This is a genomic window from Burkholderia sp. WP9, from assembly GCF_900104795.1.
In the GTDB taxonomy this organism is placed as follows: Bacteria; Pseudomonadota; Gammaproteobacteria; order Burkholderiales; family Burkholderiaceae; genus Paraburkholderia.
Window position 1 is genome coordinate 2948884 of sequence record NZ_FNTG01000001.1, and the last position, 20948, is coordinate 2969831.

General features: G+C 63.2%; 19 protein-coding genes. 11 read left to right on the plus strand and 8 right to left on the minus strand.

Annotation, left to right across the window (positions count from 1 at the left end; all coding sequences use genetic code 11):
• Positions 1–110: 110 nt before the first annotated feature.
• From BLW71_RS13065 to BLW71_RS13085, 5 genes are all read left to right on the plus strand, one after another.
• Positions 111–962, plus strand: coding sequence for a carbon-nitrogen hydrolase family protein (locus tag BLW71_RS13065; protein ID WP_091800802.1), 852 nt, complete (start codon positions 111–113; stop codon positions 960–962).
• Positions 963–1091: 129 nt separating this feature from the next.
• Positions 1092–2558, plus strand: a complete 1467-nt coding sequence (gene tldD, locus BLW71_RS13070; RefSeq protein ID WP_091796678.1) for a metalloprotease TldD — start codon at positions 1092–1094, stop codon at positions 2556–2558.
• Between the two features lie 378 nt (positions 2559–2936).
• Positions 2937–4010, plus strand: coding sequence for a 3-deoxy-7-phosphoheptulonate synthase AroG (aroG, locus tag BLW71_RS13075; protein WP_091796679.1), 1074 nt, complete (start codon positions 2937–2939; stop codon positions 4008–4010).
• A gap of 188 nt (positions 4011–4198) precedes the next feature.
• Positions 4199–4549: a type II toxin-antitoxin system RelE/ParE family toxin gene (locus tag BLW71_RS13080; protein ID WP_091796680.1), complete on the plus strand. Its 351-nt coding sequence runs from the start codon at positions 4199–4201 to the stop codon at positions 4547–4549.
• Positions 4550–4566: 17 nt separating this feature from the next.
• Positions 4567–4899: a helix-turn-helix domain-containing protein gene (locus tag BLW71_RS13085; RefSeq protein WP_091796681.1), complete on the plus strand. Its 333-nt coding sequence runs from the start codon at positions 4567–4569 to the stop codon at positions 4897–4899.
• A gap of 75 nt (positions 4900–4974) precedes the next feature.
• On the opposite strand, the gene BLW71_RS13090 is transcribed toward BLW71_RS13085, so the two are convergent.
• The gene (locus tag BLW71_RS13090) at positions 4975–5529 is read right to left on the minus strand and encodes a cob(I)yrinic acid a,c-diamide adenosyltransferase (protein ID WP_091800805.1); all 555 of its coding nucleotides are present in this window, start codon (positions 5527–5529) and stop codon (positions 4975–4977) included.
• Positions 5530–5736: 207 nt separating this feature from the next.
• Here BLW71_RS13090 and BLW71_RS13095 point away from each other — a divergent pair, with 207 nt between their 5' ends.
• The 6 genes from BLW71_RS13095 to proC all read left to right on the plus strand — a co-directional run bounded on the left by BLW71_RS13095 (position 5737) and on the right by proC (position 12820).
• Positions 5737–7152, plus strand: coding sequence for an FAD-linked oxidase C-terminal domain-containing protein (locus BLW71_RS13095; protein WP_091796682.1), 1416 nt, complete (start codon positions 5737–5739; stop codon positions 7150–7152).
• A gap of 71 nt (positions 7153–7223) precedes the next feature.
• Positions 7224–8717 (plus strand): FAD-linked oxidase C-terminal domain-containing protein, encoded by a 1494-nt coding sequence (locus tag BLW71_RS13100; RefSeq protein WP_091796683.1) that lies wholly within the window; start codon positions 7224–7226, stop codon positions 8715–8717.
• Positions 8718–8866: 149 nt separating this feature from the next.
• Positions 8867–9955, plus strand: coding sequence for a glycolate oxidase subunit GlcE (gene glcE / locus BLW71_RS13105; RefSeq protein WP_091796684.1), 1089 nt, complete (start codon positions 8867–8869; stop codon positions 9953–9955).
• Positions 9956–9963: 8 nt separating this feature from the next.
• Entirely contained in the window at positions 9964–11190 is a 1227-nt protein-coding gene (gene glcF / locus BLW71_RS13110; RefSeq protein ID WP_091796685.1) for a glycolate oxidase subunit GlcF, read from the plus strand.
• A 37-nt stretch (positions 11191–11227) separates the two neighbouring features.
• Positions 11228–11926, plus strand: a complete 699-nt coding sequence (locus BLW71_RS13115) for a YggS family pyridoxal phosphate-dependent enzyme (RefSeq protein ID WP_091796686.1) — start codon at positions 11228–11230, stop codon at positions 11924–11926.
• Positions 11927–12004: 78 nt separating this feature from the next.
• Complete coding sequence (proC, locus tag BLW71_RS13120; protein ID WP_091796687.1) at positions 12005–12820, plus strand: pyrroline-5-carboxylate reductase; 816 nt, start codon at positions 12005–12007, stop codon at positions 12818–12820.
• A 95-nt stretch (positions 12821–12915) separates the two neighbouring features.
• Here the strand turns inward: proC and ubiA are convergent, their stop codons facing one another.
• The 7 genes from ubiA to recG all read right to left on the minus strand — a co-directional run bounded on the left by ubiA (position 12916) and on the right by recG (position 20946).
• Positions 12916–13779, minus strand: coding sequence for a 4-hydroxybenzoate octaprenyltransferase (gene ubiA, locus BLW71_RS13125; protein WP_091796688.1), 864 nt, complete (start codon positions 13777–13779; stop codon positions 12916–12918).
• Between the two features lie 218 nt (positions 13780–13997).
• Positions 13998–14495 carry a Dps family protein gene (locus BLW71_RS13130; protein ID WP_012431774.1) on the minus strand — a complete coding sequence of 166 codons (498 nt, stop codon included), beginning with the start codon at positions 14493–14495 and terminating at the stop codon, positions 13998–14000.
• 152 nt (positions 14496–14647) lie between these two features.
• Complete coding sequence (locus BLW71_RS41635; RefSeq protein WP_091796689.1) at positions 14648–14872, minus strand: hypothetical protein; 225 nt, start codon at positions 14870–14872, stop codon at positions 14648–14650.
• A 23-nt stretch (positions 14873–14895) separates the two neighbouring features.
• The gene (locus BLW71_RS13140; RefSeq protein ID WP_091796690.1) at positions 14896–16350 is read right to left on the minus strand and encodes a catalase; all 1455 of its coding nucleotides are present in this window, start codon (positions 16348–16350) and stop codon (positions 14896–14898) included.
• Positions 16351–16442: 92 nt separating this feature from the next.
• The gene (locus BLW71_RS41640; RefSeq protein WP_177205027.1) at positions 16443–16580 is read right to left on the minus strand and encodes a hypothetical protein; all 138 of its coding nucleotides are present in this window, start codon (positions 16578–16580) and stop codon (positions 16443–16445) included.
• A gap of 182 nt (positions 16581–16762) precedes the next feature.
• Positions 16763–17722 carry a LysR substrate-binding domain-containing protein gene (locus BLW71_RS13145; protein WP_091796691.1) on the minus strand — a complete coding sequence of 320 codons (960 nt, stop codon included), beginning with the start codon at positions 17720–17722 and terminating at the stop codon, positions 16763–16765.
• Positions 17723–18531: 809 nt separating this feature from the next.
• Positions 18532–20946 carry an ATP-dependent DNA helicase RecG gene (gene recG / locus BLW71_RS13150; protein ID WP_286161993.1) on the minus strand — a complete coding sequence of 805 codons (2415 nt, stop codon included), beginning with the start codon at positions 20944–20946 and terminating at the stop codon, positions 18532–18534.
• Positions 20947–20948: the final 2 nt, after the last annotated feature.

Sequence of the window (20948 nt, forward strand, 5' to 3'; positions counted from 1 at the left end):
CCCGGTCAGACAGGCGCCGTACGGCACGATCGGTCCCAGCCAGCCTTGAACGACGTATGCGGCGCAAGCGGTTCGCGCCGCCGCCTTGCCGGGAGTTTTCCGAAACGCTCATGAGCGAAACACACGTCTCTTCAACCGTCTCCAGCGGTTCCCTGGAAAGCGTCTTCCGGGTCGCCGCGCTGCAAATGGTGAGCACCCCGGATCGCGATCGTAATCTCGCCGAAGCCGGGCGCCTGATCGCCGAGGCTGCCGCCGGCGGCGCGCAACTCGTCCTGCTGCCTGAGTACTTCTGCTTCATGGGCTTCAAGGACACGGACAAGCTCGCCGTGCGCGAACCCTATCAGGACGGCCCGATCCAGCGCTTTCTCGCCGACGCCGCGCGCCGCCACCAGGTTTGGGTGATCGGCGGCACGCTGCCGTTGATGTCACCAGAAGCGTCGCGCGTGCTGAACACCACGCTGGTGTTCGATCCGCAAGGCAACGAGGCCGCGCGCTACGACAAGATCCACCTGTTCAACTTCGAAAAGGGCGAGGAATCGTTCGACGAAGCGCGCACCATCTGCCCCGGCGGCGAAGTCCGCAGCTTCGAAGCGCCGTTCGGCCGTGTCGGCCTGTCGGTCTGCTACGATTTGCGCTTTCCGGAGTTGTACCGGCGCATGGGCGACTGCGCGCTGATCGTCGTGCCGTCGGCGTTCACATACACGACCGGCCGCGCGCATTGGGAAATGCTGCTGCGCGCCCGGGCGGTCGAAAACCAGTGCTATGTGCTGGCCGCGGCGCAAGGCGGCAAACATGAAAATGGCCGCCGTACCTGGGGCCACAGCATGCTGATCGACCCGTGGGGCGAAATCGTCGCGGTGCGCGACGAAGGCGCAGGCGTGGTCGCCGGCAATCTCGAGCGTGCGCGTATCGACGAAGTGCGACAGAGTCTGCCCGCCTGGCGTCATCGCGTACTCAGTTGATTGAGTTGACTCCCCTGACCACATTGATCAACCCACTCGTGTGACATTGAAAGTGCGGCGCCCTGGACTCATCTGGTGAGTGACAGACGCGCTAACCGAATCCTTCGTATCGAGCAGAACATACTTCGCATGAACATCATCGAACCCGGTATCCGTAATCTCGCCACCGCCAAGGACATTCTCCTGACGCCCTACGGTCTCGACGAAGCCCTGCTCACCCGCACGCTCGCCGAAATCTTCACGCACAAAATCGACTACGCCGACCTGTATTTCCAGTACACGCGCAGCGAAGCGTGGAGTCTTGAAGAAGGCATCGTGAAGTCCGGCAGCTTCAGCATCGACCAGGGCGTCGGCGTGCGCGCCGTGTCGGGCGACCGCACGGCTTTCGCCTATTCGGACGACCTGTCGCCCGAAGCGATCCGCCAGGCGGCGCTCGCCACTCGCTCGATCGCCAAGGCAGGCGGCGGCAAGCAGAAGATCAAGGTGGCCTCGTCGCTGACCGGCATTGCCGGGCGCGATCTGTATCTGCCGGCCGATCCGCTGCATTCGCTCGACGCCACCGCCAAGGTCAAGCTGCTCGAGCGCATCGAAAAGATGGCGCGCGGCCGGGATCCGCGCATCCAGCAGGTCATGGCCGGCCTCGCCGGTGAATACGACGTGGTGCTGGTCGCACGCAGCGACGGCGGCTTCGCGGCCGACATCCGGCCGCTCGTGCGCGTGTCGGTCACGGTGATCGCCGAGCAGAACGGCCGCCGCGAAATCGGCAGCGGCGGCGGCGGCGGCCGCTTCGACTACGGCTATTTCACCGACGACGTGCTGTCGGGCTACGTCGACGACGCTGTGCATGCGGCGCTGGTCAACCTCGACGCGCGTCCGGCGCCGGCCGGCGCGATGACTGTCGTACTCGGACCGGGCTGGCCCGGCGTGCTGCTGCACGAAGCGATCGGCCACGGTCTCGAAGGCGACTTCAACCGCAAAGGTTCGTCGGCATTCGCGGGGCGCATCGGCGAGCAGGTCGCCGCCAAGGGCGTGACCGTGGTGGACGACGGCACGCTGCCGAACCGCCGCGGCTCGCTCAATATCGACGACGAAGGCAATCCGACCCAGTGCACCACGCTGATCGAAGACGGCATTCTGAAGGGCTATATCCAGGACACGCTGAACGCGCGTCTGATGAAAATGCCGGTTACGGGCAACGCGCGCCGTGAGTCGTACGCGGCGCTGCCCATGCCGCGCATGACCAACACGTACATGCTCAACGGCGACAAGGATCCGCAGGAAATCCTCGCTTCCGTGAAGAACGGGCTGTATGCGGTGAACTTCGGCGGCGGCCAGGTCGACATCACGAACGGCAAGTTCGTGTTCTCGGCGTCCGAGGCGTACATGATCGAAAACGGCAAGGTCACGTACCCGGTGAAGGGCGCGACGCTGATCGGCAGCGGCCCGGAATCGCTCAAATACGTGACCATGATCGGCAACGACATGAAGCTCGATTCGGGCGTCGGCGTGTGCGGCAAGGAAGGCCAAAGCGTTCCGGTGGGCGTCGGCCAGCCCACGCTGCGCATCGAGAAGATGACGGTCGGCGGTACTGCCTGATTTCGCAGCAAACGCATACTTCGTGCATACATTGCGCGAAGTATGCGGATTTCCCGCATTTTTACGCCTCGCGGCTTGCAAGCGCAGCCTGCCCGGGTTATAAAGTCACTCACCCTTTTTGACCTTTGACCTCATTCGTCATGTCCGCCAAGTTTTATTTTTACTTTTTTTGGCATCTCAGACCGCTGGCGGATCGAGAGGGGTGTTAGTGCACGCAGAACACCGAGAATTCCCGAAAAACCGCCAGCCAGCCTGGCGGTTTTTTTTCGCCTCATGTCTTTAAAACTTTATTTTTGATGATTGTCCGCTCTGGCATCGCTGCTTCATCGCAATCCTGACTGCCCGCGCGAACACGCTACGAACCGACTGGAGAACACCATGCCCCCGCACAATACCGACGATGTCCGCATCCGCGAGTTGAAAGAACTCACGCCGCCCGCTCACCTGATCCGCGAATTCGCCTGCGACGAAACGGTGTCCGACGTGATCTACAACTCGCGCACCGCGATGCATCGCATTCTGCACGGCATGGAAGATCGCCTGATCGTCATCATCGGACCGTGTTCGATTCACGATACGAAGGCCGCGATGGAGTACGCGGGGCGGCTGGTCGAGCAGCGCAAGCGCTTTGCCGGGGAACTTGAAATCGTGATGCGCGTGTACTTCGAGAAGCCGCGCACGACGGTGGGCTGGAAGGGTCTCATCAACGACCCGCACATGGACAACAGCTTCAAGATCAACGACGGCCTGCGCGCCGCGCGCGAGTTGCTGTTGCGCATCAACGAACTCGGCCTGCCGGCCGGCACCGAATACCTCGACATGATCAGTCCGCAGTACATCGCCGACCTGATCTCGTGGGGTGCGATCGGCGCGCGCACCACGGAATCGCAGGTGCACCGCGAACTGGCTTCGGGCCTGTCGTGCCCGGTCGGCTTCAAGAACGGCACGGACGGCAACGTCAAGATCGCCGTCGACGCGATCAAGGCCGCTTCGCAGCCGCACCATTTCCTGTCGGTCACCAAGGGCGGCCATTCGGCGATCGTTTCGACCGCGGGCAATGAGGACTGCCACATCATCCTGCGTGGCGGCAAGACGCCGAACTACGACGCGGACAGCGTGAACGCCGCGTGCGCGGACATCGGCAAGGCGGGTCTCGCCGCGCGTCTGATGATCGACGCGAGCCACGCGAACAGCTCGAAGAAACACGAGAACCAGATTCCGGTGTGCGCGGATATCGGCCGCCAGATTGCTTCGGGTGACGAACGGATTGTCGGCGTGATGGTGGAATCGCATCTGGTGGCGGGCCGCCAGGATCTGCAGGAAGGCTGCGCGCTGACGTACGGCCAGAGCATTACCGACGCGTGCATCGGTTGGGACGAAAGCGTCGCCGTGCTGGAGGGCCTCGCCGACGCAGTGAAGCAACGTCGTGTGGCGCGTGGCAGCGGCAACTGAACCCACACTGATTGGAGCAGCGGATGCACGGAAAAACCCGGCTCGATGGTGAGCCGGGTTTTTTGTTAGCCGAACGGACGAATGGTGCTCCCTTAACCGCCTCTGTACCTTAACAACCTATGGCCGGGTCGAATGCGACTTGACCGGGATGAAGGTTGCGTATAAGATTTTGTACATGAAAGGCGGCTATGGAGCAGGAAAAAGAAATTCGCTGGCTAGGCTCCAGCTATAGCGATTTACTCGCTTTTCCCGAGGAAATGCGTCGTCGAGCGGGGTTTCAACTCGGCAAAATTCAGGCAGGCCTCGACCCTGACGACTGGAAGCCGTTTGACTCGATCGGCCCCGGAACGCGCGAGATTCGTATCAGGGAGGCAGACGGCATTTATCGCGTCATGTACGTGACCAAGTTCGTGGAGGCACTGTACGTGCTGCATTGCTTCCAGAAGAAAAGTCAGAAGCTGGGTCCGCATGACAGGAAGATTGCCGAAACGCGGTATCGCGCAATCAGGTCACACCACCTCTGCTCACACCACCATTAACGATAGGAAAACTAACAATGACGATCGACACCAAAATTCGTCACGTAACCCGGCCCGGCGCCAATCTGTTCCTCGAGCTCGGCTTTTCCGCTGAAGAGGCGAAGCGGCTGCACGCGGCGTCGCAGAAACAGATCAACGACACGCGGCTGCTCAAGGAGCAACTCATGACAGAACTGTCCACGTGGATCGAACAGCATCATCTGAAACAGGCCGAGGCGGCCGAGATCCTGATGGTGTCGCGCCCGCGCGTGTCCGACGTGGTCAACAAGAAGACCACCAAGTTCACTATCGATACGCTGGTGGAAATGATGAGCCGGATCGGCAAGCCGGTCACGCTGGCGGTCGGCTAACGTGTATGGATCGCCAATGCGTATGGTGTTGCATGCAACATCGCGCTGTCATACACGTATCGCCACGGCTCGACTCTAGCCTGCGCCGCGCTCGTGTTGCCACAGCACGTCAGTGCCGCCGTCCGCACGGTTGAGCACGCGCGCAAGCACGAACAATAGATCCGACAGCCGGTTCACATACTGGCGCGGCGCGGCGTTGATGGCCTCGTATTCCCCCAACGCAACAATTGCCCGTTCGGCGCGCCGGCATACCGTGCGGCACACATGTGCGAGCGAAGCCGCGCGCGAGCCGCCGGGCAGAATGAACTCCTTAAGCGGCGGCAAGTCGGCGTTGTAGTCCGCAAGCCAGTCGTCGAGTTGGGCGAGATGCCCGTCGGTAATCATCGTATAGCCGGGAATGCATAGCTCGCCGCCAAGGTCGAACAGGTCATGCTGAATCGCGACCAGCGCCGCACGAACCTTGTCCGGTAAGGTTTCGCACAGCAGTACGCCGAGGTTGGAGTTGAGTTCGTCCACGTCGCCGATCGCGGCGATCCGTGCGCTGTCTTTGCGCACACGGGTGCCGTCGCCGAGACCCGTAGTGCCGTCGTCGCCCGTTCGGGTAGCGATCTTGCTCAAGCGGTTGCCCATCATATCTCCCATGCATTCAGTGACGATGCGCGGCCCCATGTATCCCAACGCGGCTCATCGGGCACCGCGTTTATCCATATTGCGCGCATCGTGAAGTCGCCGCCATTATAGAAGCGCCCGCCTGCTCCAACGCCGGCCCGTGGACGATCGGCGTAAAATGAAACAGATGCTGCAAACCAGCATTGCCCCACCTATCAGGAGACATGCGTGAATCATCCCGTGCCGCCGGCCCCGCTGCGCCGGCCGTTTCCCGCCGAGTTGCTGAGCGCGCTCAAAGCCGCGTTCTCCGACCGCGTGTCCGTATCCGAAGCCGTGCGCGTGCATCACGGCCGCGACGAGTCGCCGTTCGATCCCCAACTGCCTGACGCCGTCGTGTTCGCCCGCACCACCGAAGACGTGCAAAACATCGTCAAACTGTGCGGCCAGTACAACGTCCCGATCATCCCTTACGGTAACGGCTCTTCGCTGGAAGGGCATTTGCTCGCGGTACAGGGCGGCGTATCGATCGATCTGTCTGAAATGAACCGGGTGTTGTCAATCAACGCCGAAGACCTGACGGTCACCGTCGAGCCCGGCATCTCGCGCAAGCAGTTGAACGAGGCATTGCGCGATACGGGCCTGTTCTTCCCGATCGACCCGGGCGCGGACGCGAGCATTGGCGGTATGTCGGCCACGCGCGCGTCCGGCACTAACGCCGTACGCTACGGCACGATGCGCGAGAACGTGCTCGGGCTGACCGTGGTTCTGGCCGATGGCCGCGTGATCAAAACCGGCACCCGCGCCCGCAAGTCGTCCGCGGGTTACGACCTCACGCGTCTGTTCGTCGGCTCGGAAGGCACGCTCGGCGTGATTACGGAAATTACAGTCCGCCTGTATCCGCAACCGGAAGCGGTGTCCGCCGCGGTGTGCGCGTTCCCGTCAATGGGCGACGCGGTCCGCGCGGTCATCGAAACGATCCAGATCGGCGTGCCGATCGCGCGCGTCGAATTCGTCGACTCGCTCGCTATCCGCTCGATCAACCGCCACTCGAATCTCACGCTGCGTGAAGCGCCCACATTATTCTTCGAATTCCATGGCACCGAGGCCGGCGTGAAAGAGCAGGCCGAACTGGTCCAGGACATCGCCGCGCAAAATGCCGGCGAAGGTTTCGAATGGGCCACGCGGCCGGAAGATCGCAGCCGTCTGTGGAACGCGCGCCACAACGCCTATTTCGCCATGCTGCAACTGAAGCCCGGTTGCCGTGCGGTCACGACCGACGTCTGCGTGCCGATCTCGCGCCTCGCGGAATGCGTGGAGGAAACGGAACAGGACCTGAAGGACTCGCCGCTGCCCTGCCCGATCGTCGGCCATGTCGGCGACGGCAACTTCCACGTCGCGATCCTGATCGATCCGAACAAGCCGGAAGAACTGGTCGAAGCCGAGCGCCTGAACCATCGCATCGTGCAACGCGCGCTGCGCATGGACGGCACCTGCACGGGCGAGCATGGCGTCGGCTTGCACAAGATGGGCTTCCTGCTCGAAGAACACGGTGAAGTCGCGGTCGACACCATGCGCTCCATCAAGCATGCGCTCGATCCGCACAATCTGATGAACCCGGGAAAGATCTTCACCTGGGCAGCTTGAGGCGTCTGCAGGCGCGGCTGCATAAGACAAGCAGCCGCGTGGGACTTGAAAGGCACGAGGAGACAAGTCACATGAACGCACCCGCTGAACTGACGGCCGAAGTACTCGCCCAGCGCCAGCGCGAAGTCGTGCAGGCGCTGATGGCCGTATTGCCGACCCATTGTTTGCTGTATCGGGAAGAAGACACCGTCGCCTACGAGTGCGACGGTCTCGCGGCCTACAGGCGTCTACCACTCGCGGTCGCGTTGCCGGAAACGGAATCGCAGGTGCAGCGCATCGTGCAGATCTGCCACCGTCTCGACGTGCCGATCGTGCCGCGCGGTGCCGGCACCGGCCTGTCCGGCGGCGCCATGCCGATCCGTCACGGCGTGGTGGTCTCACTCGCGCGCTTCCGTAAGATCGTGGAAGTCGATTCGTACGCGCGAACCGCCACGGTCCAGCCCGGCGTGCGCAATCTGTCCATCTCCGAGGCCGCCGCGCCTTACGGCTTGTATTACGCGCCGGACCCGTCGTCGCAGATTGCCTGCACGATCGGTGGCAACGTCTCGGAGAATTCCGGCGGCGTTCACTGCCTCAAATACGGCCTGACGGTACACAACGTGCTGCGCGTGCGCGCCGTCACCATGGAGGGCGAAATCGTCGAATTCGGCTCGCTCGCGCCCGATGCGCCCGGCCTGGATTTGCTGGCCGTGCTGATCGGCAGCGAAGGCATGTTTGCGATCGTCACCGAAGTCACCGTCAAGCTGATCCCGAAGCCGCAAACCGCACAGGTCATCATGGCGAGTTTCGACGACGTGGTGAAAGGCGGCGACGCGGTGGCCGGCATCATCGCGGCGGGCATCATCCCGGCGGGTCTGGAAATGATGGACAAGCCGGCCACCCGCGCCGTCGAGGAATTCGTCAACGCGGGCTACGATCTCGACGCGGCGGCGATCCTGCTGTGCGAATCGGACGGCACACCCGAAGAAGTCGCCGACGAAATCGTGCGCATGACCGCGGTCCTGCGCGAACACGGCGCGACGCGCATCCAGATTTCCCGCTCGGAGAACGAACGTCTGCGCTTCTGGTCGGGGCGCAAAAACGCGTTCCCGGCAGCCGGGCGCATTTCGCCCGACTACTACTGCATGGACGGCACCGTGCCGCGCCGCAGTATCGGTCCGCTGCTGACGCGCATCGAGGCCATGGAGAAGACTTACAACCTGCGCTGCATCAACGTCTTCCATGCGGGCGACGGCAACATGCATCCGCTGATCCTGTTCAACGGCAACGATCAGGACGAGTGGCACCGGGCCGAAGCATTCGGTTGCGACATCCTCGAAGCGTGCGTGGAACTGGGCGGCACGGTGACCGGCGAGCACGGCGTGGGCATCGAGAAGATCAATTCCATGTGCGTGCAGTTCTCGCCCGAGGAGCGCGACGCGTTCCACGCGGTAAAACGCGCTTTCGACGCACCCGGCCTCCTCAACCCCGACAAAGGCATTCCCACCCGAGCGCGCTGCGCTGAGTACGGCAAGATGCACGTGCGCGGTGGCTTGCTGCCGCATCCGGACTTGCCGCGTTTCTAGCATTACCCCGCCCGCCGACGCATCGCGCATAGCCCGCGCGCGCGCCGCTTTGCCTGCTTTCACCCTGATTACCCGATGCGGGTCCGCTCCTGGTTGCCAGAGCGCCCCCGCCCGGTACAATCAACCGAAACACAACGAAGCAGGACACCATGGAAGAGGACGACATCGTCGCCGGGTGGTCGGAACGTGTGCGTTCGGCCAGCGCCGAAGGGCACGCGTTGCGCATCCGTGGCGGCGGCACCAAAGACTGGTACGGTCAGACGCTGGAAGGTGACATCCTCGACACGCGCGCTTATCGCGGCATCATCGCGTACGACCCGGCAGAGCTGGTCATCACCGCGCGCGCGGGCACGCCCCTGCTGGAGATCGAGGCCACGCTCGCCGAGCACCATCAGATGCTCGCTTTCGAACCGCCGCACTTCGGGTCACAGGCCACCTTCGGCGGCTGCATCGCGGCAGGAATCGCGGGTCCGCGTCGGCCCGCGGCCGGCGCCGCGCGCGACTTCGTGCTCGGCGCCGTGATCATGAACGGCCAGGGTCAAAAGCTGCATTTTGGCGGCCAGGTGGTGAAGAATGTCGCCGGCTACGACGTCTCGCGCCTGATGGCAGGCTCGCTCGGCACCCTCGGGCTGATTCTCGAACTGTCGATCAAGGTGCTGCCGTTGCCGCAGGCCGAAGCCACGCTCAAATTCGACATGAACGGCACCGACGCGGTCCGCAAGCTCAACGAATGGGGCGGCCGGCCGCTGCCGATTACCGCGAGTGCCTGGCGTCATGGCACGCTGGCCGTGCGCCTCGCGGGCGCCGAGGCGGCGGTCAAGTCGGCGCGCACATCGCTGGGCGGCGAAGTCGTCGACGCGGTCGAAGCCGAACGCTTCTGGGCAGGACTGCGCGAACAGACCGACTCGTTCTTCGCCGCCATTCCGCCGAAAGCCGCGCTCTGGCGCCTCGCGTTGCCGTCCATTACGGAGCCGCTGCAACTGCCCGGCGCGCAGCTCATGGAATGGGGCGGCGCCCAGCGCTGGTGGATTACGGATACGGACGCGCAAACCGTGCGCATCAGCGCCAAGCAGGCCGGCGGCCACGCCACGATCTTCCGCACCGGCCACGGCTACGACCGCGGCGCGGGCGTATTCACTCCTCTTCCCGCGCCGATGATGAAAATCCATCGCGGCCTGAAAACCGCTTTCGACCCGGCCCGCATCTTCAATCGCGGCCGTCTCTACCCCGACTTCTGAGCGACGCGATGCAAACCAACCTCGCGGACTTCATTCGCAACACGCCGGACGGCGACGAAGCCGAAGGCATTCTGCGCAATTGCGTGCACTGCGGATTCTGCACGGCCACCTGTCCGACGTATCAGATACTGGGCGACGAACTCGACGGTCCACGTGGACGGATCTACCTGATCAAGCAAATGGTGGAAGGCGCGCCCGTCACGCGCAGCACTCAGGTTCACCTGGACCGTTGCCTGACCTGCCGCAACTGCGAAACGACCTGCCCATCCGGCGTGAAATATGGCCGGCTGGTGGAAATCGGCCGCAAGCTCACCGAAGAAAAAGTCACGCGGCCGCTCGGTCAGCGCCTGACGCGCCGGCTGCTCGCGAGCTTCGTGCCGAACAGCGCGCTGTTCACGCCGACCATGCGCATCGGTCAGCATTTTCGGGCGCTGCTGCCCAAGAAGCTGCGCGACAAGGTGCCGGCGCGCCAGCGTCCGCTCGAATGGCCGACCGCGAAACATCCACGCAAGATGCTGCTGCTGGCGGGCTGCGTGCAACCGTCGATGATGCCGAACGTCAACATCGCCACCGCGCGCGTGCTCGACGCACTCGGCGTCGAAACGCTGATCGCGCCGGACGCCGGCTGCTGCGGCGCGATCCGTCTGCATCTGGGCTACAACGACGACGCGCTCGATGACCTGCGCGCGAACATCGACGCATGGTGGCCGTACGTCGAACAGGGCGTGGAGGCGATCGTGATGAATGCGTCCGGGTGCGGCGCGACGGTCAAGGAATACGCGCACCTGTTGCGCCACGATCCGGCGTATGCGGAAAAAGCGCGCCGCGTGGTGGAATTGACGCGCGACATCGCGGAGATCCTGCCTGAGTTCGAAGAACCGCTGGTCTCGGTCACGCGGCGCCGCTCGGTTCATACGGTCGCGTTTCATCCGCCCTGCACGTTGCAGCATGGTCAGCAGATACGCGGCAAGGTCGAGCATCTGCTAACCGCGCTGGGTGTCGAAGTGCGCCTGCCCGCTGACAGCCATCTGTGCTGCGGCTCGGCCGGCACCTATTCGCTGACCCAGCCCAAGCTCTCGTATGCGTTGCGGGATCAGAAGCTCGAGCGGCTGCAAGCACAGGAGCCGCAGGTGATCGTGTCGGCGAATGTGGGCTGCATTGCGCATCTGCAAAGCGGCACCTCCACGCCGGTCGCGCACTGGATCGAACTGGTCGAGCACATGCTGTCCGTATAATCGGGTAATCGACTTTCGCTGGACTTCCGGATCCGTCATGCCCGATCTGATTCACAACCTCGAAGCGGTGCGGCAGCGCATCGCCATGGCCGCGCACGTGGCCGGACGCGATACGCGCTCGATCCATCTGCTCGCGGTCTCGAAGACTTTCCCCGCCGAAGACGTGCGCGCCGCCTACGCAGCCGGCCAACGCGCGTTCGGCGAGAACTACGTGCAGGAAGCCATCACCAAGATCGAGGCGCTCGCCGATCTGCGCGCCACGATCGAATGGCATTTCATCGGACCCTTGCAATCGAACAAGACACGGCCCGTCGCCGAGCACTTCGACTGGGTACACTCGGTCGATCGGCTGAAGATCGCGCAGCGGCTCTCCGAGCAACGCCCGGACAACCTGCCGCCGCTGAACGTGTGTCTGCAGGTCAACATCAGCGGCGAGGCGTCGAAGAGCGGCGTGAGCATTCCCGAGGCGGTGGAAGTCGCGCACGCGATCGCCGCCCTGCCGAAGCTGAATTTGCGCGGCCTGATGGCGATTCCCGAACCGGCCGGCGGCATCGACGAGCAACGCGTGCCGCATCGGCAGTTGCGTGAGTTGTTCGAGCGTCTGCGCGACGACGGACTCGAACTCGACACACTGTCCATGGGCATGTCGAGCGATCTCGAGGCCGCCGTGCTGGAAGGCGCGACGATCGTGCGCGTGGGTACCGCGATCTTCGGCGCGCGAGATTACTCTAACTGAGCTCTAACTGCGCTCTAACTGAGCCTCACGAGCCTTTTCCGGCTGCTGGGCTCTTCACTGCACTTCCTTCGGAACATCATGAAAATTGCTTTTATCGGCGGGGGCAACATGGCTGCCGCGTTGATCGGCGGCCTCATCAAGCGTGGCGTCGCGCCCGCTGACCTCTACGCAATCGATCCCAACGAAGACGCACGCAAGCGCAATGAGCAGCAATTTGGCATCAAGACCGGCGCCGCGGCGGATGCCGCGCTCGCCGCCTACGACGCCGTCGTGCTGGCAGTGAAGCCGCAAATCCTGAAGAGCGTCGCGGAGTCTTTGGCGCCGCATCTGAACGCGTCGCAACTGGCTGTGAGCATCGTCGCGGGTATTCGCATGGGCGACATGTCGCGCTGGCTGAACGGCCACAACCGTATCGTGCGCGTCATGCCGAATACGCCGGCGCTGATCGGCATGGGCGTAACGGGTCTCGTGGCGACCGCAGGTGTGGACGAAGCGGGCCGCGCGCTCGCGTCGCAAGTGCTCGGCGCGGTCGGCGAAACGGTCTGGTTCGACGACGAAGCGAAGATCGACGCCGTTACCGCAATCTCGGGCAGCGGGCCGGCCTACGTGTTTTATTTCATCGAGGCGTTGCAGGAAGCCGCGCGCCAACTCGGCATGGATGAAGCGCAAGGCCGCGCGCTGGCCGTGGCGACCTTCACCGGCGCGGCGCAACTGGCGGCGAATTCCGATGAGCCGCCGAGCCTGCTGCGCGAACGCGTGACATCCAAAGGCGGGACCACGGCGGCGGCGCTGGCGTCGTTCGAGGCGAGCGGAATCAAGGATGCGATCGTGCGCGGCGCACTCGCCGCCAACGCCCGTGCGAGAGAAATGGGCGACGAACTCGGCCAGCAGTAAGCGCGTAAGCAGCGCATTGGAACTGAACGCCGCAGCGGTTCGATTCAAGCCGCCGCGGCGCTAGCGACGAAGAAACCCAAAGCCCTTGGGGAAAATCAAACCCACGCCGCCGCGTAATGCGCGGCGATACCGGCGAACAGCGCGCCGCCCAGCCAGTTGTTATGCCGGAACGCCGCGAAGCACGCCATCCGTTCGCGATGGCGAATCAGCGTGTAGTGATAGATCGCGCAGCCCGCGGCCGCCGCCCAACCCAGCCAATACAGCACGCCGAAACCGAGCATCAGGCCGATACCCACGTAGATCCCCAGCGTCACCGCGTAGCAGAGCATGATCGCGGCCACGTCGAAGCGGCCGAACGTCAGCGCCGACGTGCGGATGCCGATCTTGATGTCGTCGTCGCGGTCGACCATCGCATATTCGGTGTCATACGCCACCGACCAGAATACATTGGCCAGCAGCATCACCCAAGCGAGCATCGGCACGTGGTTCTGAATCGCGGCGAACGCCATGGGAATGCCGAAGCCGAACGCGATGCCCAGATAAGCCTGCGGAATCGCGAAGAACCGCTTGGTGAACGGATACGAACCGGCGACGAAAAGCGCCGCCACCGAGAGTTCCTTGGTCAGCGTATTCAGCGGCAGGATCAGCAGAAATGCCAGCAACGACAAAGCGGCGGCGAGCGCCACCGCTTCCCACGCCTTGATCTTGCCCGACGTGATCGGACGATTCTCGGTGCGCTTCACATAACGGTCGAAATCGCGGTCGGCGTAGTCGTTGATTGCGCAACCCGCCGAGCGCATCAGCACCGTGCCCACCGTGAAGATCACCAGCAGCGGCAACGACGGACGACCGTCCGACGCGATCCACAGCGCGTTGAGCGTCGGCCACAGCAGCAGCAGGCTGCCGATCGGCTTGTCCATGCGCACGAGGCGCAGATACAGGGGAAGTCGGGCGAACATGGGCGGAATCGGTGAAGTGCGAGACAGTGCGGCTATTTTACGGGATGCGGACGGCGGGTCGCCGCCGCGTGAGCAAGTCCGACAAGTCGGCGGCGCAAAAAACAAAGCCTCCCGCGCTGGGAGGCTTTGTTTGCCTTGCTTTGCATCACGTTTCAACGCCGGCGCCGAACCGAAGCACCGCGCTGAAACCCGGGCGAAACGCCCGCTGCGCGCACCGCTTACGCCAGCATCGAGCGCAGCATCCACGCGGTCTTTTCGTGCGTTTGCATGCGTTGCGTCAGCAGGTCGGCGGTCGGCTCGTCGTTGGCGGCTTCCGTCGACGGGAAAATCGCGCGTGCGGTGCGCACCACGGCTTCCTGACCTTCCACCAGCTGGCGGATCATTTCTTCCGCAGCCGGTACGCCATCCGCTTCCGGAATGGACGACAGCTTGGCGAATTCCTTGTAGCTGCCCGGCGCATGCACGCCCAGCGCGCGAATCCGTTCAGCGATCGAATCGACCGCCAGCGCCAGCTCGTTGTATTGCGTTTCGAACATCAGGTGCAGCGTATTGAACATCGGACCCGTCACGTTCCAGTGGAAGTTGTGGGTCTTCAGATACAGCGTGTAGGTGTCGGCGAGCAGGCGCGACAGCCCTTCTGCAATCTTCTTGCGATCCTTGTCGCTGATCCCGATATTGACGTGCTGTACGGCTGCTGCGGCTTCTTTTTTGGCCATGATGACTCCTTCGAAGAGTGATACGAACCGGTCGGCAAGTGACGGTTTGCGGATAGCAAACTCGACATAACGAACGCCCGACAGTTTAGCTTAGAAAGCTGCTGCGCCCGTATGACGCGTGGCCACTTGCCGCAACCACGGCACGCCTTCTATCAGCCGCCCAGCGCGTGTTGCAGCGCCTGCGCGGCGATCACCGCGAACCCGCTCGTGACGATCGCAAAACCCACGGCCTTACGCGCCATCAACGCGTACTGCTGTTGCGCGCCGCGCGCGGCTCGCGTGCCGCCCAATGTGGCCATCATCATCTGCATCATGATCGTGCTCCTTCGGTTCGTATCGATACCGGCGGGACGCAGATGCGTCCCGCTTTGCTGCATCACTTGAACTGCTGCGTGGCGGCTTACTTGTTGTTGCCTTCCGCCAGGTCGGCCAGCGCCGCGATCACGCCTTGTGCATAAGCCGGGTCGATGCGGCGGAAATGTTCGATCTGCCGCGCGACGATCTCCTGCGGCACGCCGTTGATATGGCGTGCGATGTTGCCGAACAGACGCTCGCGCTGAGCCGTATCGAAGAGCGCGAACAGCATGGCGGGCTGCGTGTAGTAATCGTCGTCGAGACGATGATCGTAGCGATCCACCGCGCCCGCCGCGAGCGGCGGTTCGGACGCGTTGGCGTCCTGCGCGAAGTCGCCGAACCGGTTCGGCTCGTAATTCACATTGCCGCCGAGATTGCCGTCCGCGCGCATCGCGCCGTCGCGATGGAACGAATGCGGGCTCGGCACGCGCGATGCGTTCACCGGAATCTGATGGTGGTTCACACCGAGCCGATAGCGCTGCGTGTCGCCATACGAGAACAGACGACCCTGCAACAGACGATCCGGCGAGAAGCCGATCCCAGGCACCACGTTGGCCGGCGTGAACGCCGCCTGCTCCACGTCCGCGAAATAGTTGGCCGCGTTGCGATTCAACTCGATCGTGCCCACGTCGATCAGCGGATAGTCCTTCTGCGACCACACTTTCGTGATGTCGAACGGATTGAAGCGATACGTTGCGGCTTCGGCTTCCGGCATCACCTGAATGGCGAAGCGCCATTTCGGGAAGTTGCCCTGCTCGATGTTCGTCAGCAGATCGCTTTGAGCGCTTTCGCGGTCTTGCGCGACCACTTGTGCGGCCTCGGCGTCGGTAAAGTTCTCGATGCCTTGCATCGACTTGAAATGGAACTTCACCCAGAAACGCTCGTTGGCCGCGTTGATGAACGAGTACGTGTGCGAGCCGAAGCCGTGCATCTGACGGTAGTTTTGTGGAATGCCGCGATCGCTCATGAGGATCGTCACCTGATGCAGCGACTCCGGATGACGCGACCAGAAATCCCACGCGGCCACATTGCTGCGCATGTTCGTGTACGGGTCGCGCTTTTGCGTGTGGATGAAGTCAGGAAACTTCAACGGATCGCGGATAAAAAACACGGGCGTGTTGTTGCCGACCACGTCCCAATTGCCTTCTTCCGTGTAGAACTTGATCGAGAAACCGCGCACGTCGCGTTCGGCGTCGGCCGCGCCGCGCTCGCCGGCAACCGTCGAAAAGCGCATGAAAAGCGGCGTTTCCTTGCCGACCTGCGCGAACACCTTCGCCTTCGTGAAACGCGAGATATCGTGCGTGACCTTCAGCGTGCCGAAAGCGCCCGAACCTTTGGCGTGGACACGGCGCTCCGGAATCACTTCGCGATCGAAGTGGGCGAGTTTTTCCAGCAGCCAGACGTCTTGCAGAACAACCGGGCCGCGCGCGCCGGCGGTCATCGAATTCTGGTTGTCGGCGACGGGTGCCCCGGCGGCATTGGTGAGCTTACGTTCGGACATGCGTGACTCCTGAATGGCTTTTATCGAAACAGAATGGGGGGAGAGGCGCGCGGCGCACTGATGTCAGAGGCTCATGCGTTGTGCGTGATGCGTCATGCGGACAAGGCCCGATCGACCAGCAGGGACAACGCGACGGTGCGCATGCTGAGCATCGACACGGCAAAGCCACCGGACGCGACGACCGGTTGTGCGGCGAGGGCTTGAGCGGGCTGCGGGTTCAGTTGCGTCATGATTTCCTCCAGGTCTTGTGGGATCGGGCGATCCATGGAGGAAACTATATCAACACTATCGAATAATCGTGTTTGATTAATTTTATCTATTCGATAGGCGCTGCAGCTATCGACACCCATGACGGGCGCCGGGCCGGCTGCCGCAGATGCGCGGCGAACCGGCCTGGAAGCGGGTGTGACCGTTAGTTGACGGCGACCGGCAAGTCGAGCTTTTTGACGCCCGGCAGATCGCAGGCGCTGATAGCATCGCAAATCGCGTCGATGGCGGGCATGCGCGTGAAGCTTTTGCGCCAGGCCAGCACGACGCGGCGATCCGGTACGGGTTCGTCGAAGGCGACGTAGCTGAGCAGGCCGGCGTCGATGCCGCCGGCGTGCGGCTTGACTTCGTGCACCGACATGCGCGGCAGCACGGTAATGCCGACGCCGCTCGCCACCATATGGCGAATGGTTTCCAGCGACGACCCTTCGAAGGTCTTCTGAATACCGTCCGCGTTTTGCGAAAAGCGCATCAGTTCCGGGCAGACGCCCAGTACGTGGTCACGGAAGCAGTGGCCGCTGCCGAGCAGCAGCATGGTTTCCTGCTTCAGATCGTCGGCGTCGATTTTCGGGCGATTTTCCCAGGCGTGACCGGACGGCAGCGCGACCACGAAGGGTTCGTCGTACAGCGGGCGCAGCATCAGGCCGGTTTCTGGAAAAGGCAGGGCCATGATGGCGACGTCGATTTCGCCTTGTTTGAGCAGTTCGATCAGCTTGAGCGTGTAATTTTCCTGCAGCATCAAGGGCATTTGCGGGACGCGCTTGATCATCTGCTTGACGAGCGTGGGCAAGAGGTACGGCCCGATCGTGTAGATGACGCCGAGGCGCAGCGGCCCGATCAGCGGATCTTTGCCCTGTTTGGCGATTTCCTTGATGGCGAGCGTCTGCTCGAGGACACGTTGAGCTTGCGTGACGATCTGTTCGCCGATCGGCGTGACGCTCACTTCGCTGGTGCCGCGCTCGAAGATCTGGACGTTGAGCTCGTCTTCGAGCTTTTTGATGGCGACCGACAGGGTCGGCTGGCTGACGAAACACGCTTCGGCGGCCCGGCCGAAGTGCCGCTCGCGGGCAACCGCGACGATGTATTTCAATTCGGTGAGCGTCATTGGGGGACCAATCAGTGCGATGAGTTTGATAGGTTCTAGTTATACACCTATAGGGTCGGTTCGCCAACCTCCTGGGGTTGTGTGGGGGGCTTTTGGGGTTTGGGTTATGGGTCTTTGGTCTTTGGCCTTTCCTTGCTTTCTTAGTGGTCCATTAGCGTTGCCCCTGTGCGGGGCGGCACCTACTTTCTTTGCCGCGGCAAAGAAAGTAGGCAAAGAAAGCCGCTTTGAACCGCCAACTCTTAAGCGGGTCCCCCGCGCAGCCACGGTAGTGGCCCATCTGGAATCCGTGCCCTCGCACATTCGGCGTTCGTGACAAGGCCGTCATACATCCTGCCTCGCGCTGCGCGCTCGCCAGAACGGTGCGCCATAAAACAAGTGGTTTGATCGTGTTTGCGGGTCCTCCGCTTCGCGTCGACGAAGTGCCGACAAGCGTGGCGAGTGGGGCGAGGTGCGGCGGTATGCCACGACAGCGCCTAACGGGCAAACGCCCGCGAACAAACGCATCACCGCCAGATGAACGACCACCACGGCGCGCGCAGCGCCGCCGGAAGAATGACGGCCGTGTCACGAGCGCCGAATGTGCGAGGGCACCGATTCCAGATGCACCACTACCGTAGCTGTGCGGGGGACCCGCTTATGGGCTAGCGGTTCAAAGCGGCTTTCTTTGCCTACTTTCTTTGCCGCGGCAAAGAAAGTAGGTGCCGCCCCGCACAGGGGCAACGCCAATAGACCACTAAGAAAGCAAGGAAAGACCAACAAACCCCAAACCGGCCACAAACGCGCCGCGCAGGCAAAAAAAGCCACCAACATCACGCCTTCAAATACTGCTCCCGAGCCCCAAGCCACCTGGCCAGATGCTGCATCACCACCTCGGGATACTTCTCCAGCAACTCAGCCGCCGCCTCCCGCGCAGGCTCAATGAGCCACTGATCATTCTCAAGATCCGCAAACCGGAGCATCGCCGCACCCGACTGCCGCGCCCCCAAAAACTCCCCCGGTCCGCGAATCTCCAGATCCCGTCTGGCGATCTCAAACCCATCGGTCGTCTCGCGCATAGTCTGAAGCCGCGCGCGCGCAGTCATCGACAAAGGCCCCGTATAAAGCAGCACACAAACCGAAGCCGCACTCCCACGCCCCACCCGCCCACGCAACTGATGCAACTGCGCAAGCCCAAACCGCTCGGCATGCTCGATCACCATCAACGACGCATTCGGCACATCCACGCCCACTTCGATCACCGTCGTGGCCACCAGCAACTGCACCTCGTTGCGAGTAAACGCATCCATCACCGCCGCTTTCTCAGCCGGCGCAAGTCGCCCGTGCACAAGGCCAACCTTCAGCTCGGGCAACGCGGCCACCAGCGTTTCATAAGTCTCGACCGCGGTCTGCAACTGCAAGGTCTCGCTTTCCTCGATCAGCGGACACACCCAATACACCTGACGCCCCGTCAACGCAGCCTCGCGCACGCGCCCGATCACCTCCTCGCGCCGCGCGTCGGACACGAGCTTGGTCAGGATCGGCGTGCGCCCGGGCGGTAATTCGTCGATGGTCGACACGTCGAGGTCGGCGTAATACGTCATGGCGAGCGTGCGCGGAATCGGCGTCGCCGACATCATCAGTTGATGCGGCTGGAAGTCACGCGCGCCGTCGGCGGCGTTCTGCGCCTTGGCGCGCAACGCAAGCCGCTGCGCCACGCCGAAACGGTGCTGTTCGTCGACGATCACGAGCCCAAGCCGCGCGAATTCGACCGCGTCCTGAATGATCGCGTGCGTGCCGATCACGAGTTGCGCCGTGCCGAGCGCGGCGGCTTCGATCGCGGCGCGCTTTTCTTTGGTCTTCAGACTGCCGGCCAGCCACGCGACGCTCACGCCAAGCGGCTCCAGCCAGCCTCGCAATTTGCGCGCATGCTGTTCGGCAAGAATTTCGGTCGGCGCCATGAGCGCGGCCTGATAGCCGGCGTCGATGGCCTGCGCCGCGGCCAGCGCGGCGACGATTGTCTTGCCGCTGCCGACGTCGCCCTGCAATAGCCGCTGCATCGGATGCGGCTGAGTCAGGTCGAGCGCGATCTCGCCGCCCACACGCTCCTGCGCCGCCGTCAGCGAAAACGGCAACGCCTTCAGCAAGCGCGCGACCAGCGCGGATTCGTCACCCAGCTTGCGACGCGGCATGGCCGGCGCCGCGCGCGTGCGGCGCTCTTCGTGTGCGCGCTTGAGCGACATCTGCTGCGCGAGCAGTTCTTCGAACTTGATACGCACCCAGGCCGGATGCGTGCCATCGATCAACGCCGTCTCATCGGACTGCACACCCGGATGATGCAGCGTGCGCACGGCCTCCATCAGCGACGGCACGCCGAGCGGCTGCAACCACGTACGCGCAACGGCCTCAGGCAACAACTCCGGCAATGACGTACGCGAAAGCGCGTTATCGATCGATTTGCGCAGATAGGCCTGCGTCACGCCCGCCGTGCTCGGATACACCGGCGTCAGCGCCTGCGGCAGCGGCGTGTCTTCGTCGACCACGCGCACCGCCGGATGCACCATCTCCATGCCGAAGAAACCGCCGCGCACGTCGCCGCGCACCCGCAGCCGCGCGCCGATCGCCATCTGCTTGACCTGCGAACCGTAGAAGTTCAGGAAGCGCAGCACGAGTTCGTCGCCGGCGTCGTCATGCAGCTTCACCAGCAACTGACGGCGCGGACGATAGGCAATCTCGTTGTCGAAGACCACACCTTCGGTCTGCGCAATGCCGCCCGGCAGCAGATGCCCGATCGGCGTCAGCGAGGTCTCGTCCTCGTAACGCATGGGCAGATGCAGCACCAGGTCGATGTCGCGCGTGAGGCCGAGCTTGGCAAGCTTGTCGGCGGTTTTTTCGGCGGGCTTGGCGGAGGACTTGGTGGAAGATTTCGCAGCGGCCTTGGGTCCGGACTTGCCAGCAGGTTTGTCGCCGAATATGCCGGTGGGCAGCTCGGCAAGGCTGTCGGCGTGCGCGCCGCCAGATGTGTCAGCGAGCTTGCCTACGCGTTGCCCGCCAATTTCGTCAATGATCTTGCGATCCGATTCATCGCGTTGCCGCGCGGCTTTTTCAGCGCTCAACTCGACATCCGCGCCAACACCCTGGCCCGCGTCGCTCCCCGCCGCCACCGCCTTGCCCCGCGAGACGCGGCGCCTGGGTTCGGCGCTCACTTCATCGGCAACGGAGGGCAATCGGCGGTCGGACAAAGGCATGG